1 protein-coding gene is annotated in these 1,801 nt (G+C 45.1%); it reads right to left on the bottom strand.

What is annotated here, in order from left to right; translation table 11 throughout:
• Positions 1 to 1,801 (bottom strand): DNA-directed RNA polymerase subunit beta' (locus RAC86_RS38350; protein ID WP_483861770.1); only part of this gene is annotated, 1,801 nt, incomplete at both ends.

Here is a 1,801-nt window from a genome sequence, read left to right as displayed (position 1 = left end):
TGCTTCGAAAAGCTCTTGGATACGCGGAAGACCCTGTGTGATATCGTCTCCGGCAACCCCGCCTGTATGGAATGTACGCATTGTTAACTGTGTACCAGGCTCACCGATTGATTGGGCAGCAATGATACCGACTGCTTCACCGACTTCAACATCGGAGCCAGTTGCAAGATTTCGGCCATAGCATCGTTTACATACACCATGAGGCGTATTACATGTGAAGGCAGAACGGATCCACACTTCTTCAATACCGGCTTCTACAATCTCCAGTGCTTTATCTTCATCGATCAGTTCGTTTTCATTTACAAGCACTTCACCTGTTTCAGGGTGCTTCACTTGTTTTCGTGCAAAACGGCCGATTAAGCGTTCTTCTAAGCGCTCAATTGTTTCAGTTCCTTCTTTAAGAGGCTTAGCAAGGATGCCTCGGTCAGTTCCGCAATCAGTTTCACGGATGATAACATCCTGCGCAACGTCAACGAGACGGCGTGTAAGGTAACCTGAATCAGCAGTTTTAAGGGCGGTATCGGCAAGACCTTTACGCGCACCGTGAGTGGAGATAAAGTACTCCAATACTGTCAGACCTTCACGGAAACTTGATTTGATCGGTAATTCAATGATACGTCCAGCCGGGTTGGCCATCAGGCCGCGCATTCCGGCAAGCTGCGTAAAGTTAGACGCGTTACCACGGGCACCGGAGTCACTCATCATGTAGATCGGGTTGAGCTCATCAAGTGATTTCATCAGTTTGCCTTGGATAACGTCTTTTGCAGCACTCCAGATAGAGATAACTCTCTCATAGCGTTCTTCTTCAGTGATTAGACCACGTCGGAATTGCTTCATGACGTTATCAACTTTGCTTTGCGCTTCCTCAAGAATTTCTTGTTTATCATCGAGTACGACGATGTCAGAAACCCCAACTGTAATACCAGCTTTTGTTGAATATTTGAAACCTAGGTTTTTCATGCGGTCAAGCATTTTAGACGTTTCCGTGATATGGAATCGTTTAAAGATTTCCGCGATGATTTTACCCAGAATACCTTTTTTAAACGGTGCATTGATTGGCTGCTGTTCAATGACAGCTTTTACATCGGCACCTTTTTCTAAGAAGAAACGGTCAGGTGTTTTCTCTTCAATGTTGCTCTTCGTTGGTTCATTCATGTAAGGGAATGATTCCGGAAGAATTTCATTGAAGACAAGCTTACCAACAGTTGTAATTAACAATTTTGAGCGCTGTTCTTCGGTAAATGTCACATTCTTAAGGGAGTTAGCTGCAACAGCTACTCTCGTATGAAGATGCACATATCCGTTTTGATAAGCAAGAAGCGCTTCGTCTGTATTCTTGAAGACCATACCTTCACCGACAGCACCGGCACGCTCAAGTGTCAGGTAATAGTTACCCAGTACCATATCCTGAGACGGTGTTACAACCGGTTTACCATCTTTAGGGTTCAAGATGTTTTGAGCAGCAAGCATCAAGATGCGTGCTTCAGCTTGAGCTTCAGCAGATAATGGTACGTGAACCGCCATTTGGTCACCGTCAAAGTCAGCGTTGTAAGCTGTACATACGAGCGGGTGAAGACGGATTGCGCGTCCTTCAACAAGTGTTGGTTCAAACGCTTGGATACCTAATCTGTGAAGTGTAGGGGCACGGTTCAGAAGTACCGGATGCTCCTTAATAACTGATTCCAGTACATCCCATACTTCAGGCTGTACGCGCTCAATTTTACGTTTCGCACTCTTAATGTTGTGAGCAAGACCTTTTTCAACAAGCTCCTTCATAACGAAAGGTTTGAAAAGTTCAAGC

The sequence above is a fragment of the Bacillus sp. LR_5 genome (assembly GCF_042709275.1).
The sequence above is the reverse complement of the archived record's forward strand: the minus strand, read 5'-3'. Positions and strand labels throughout refer to the sequence as shown.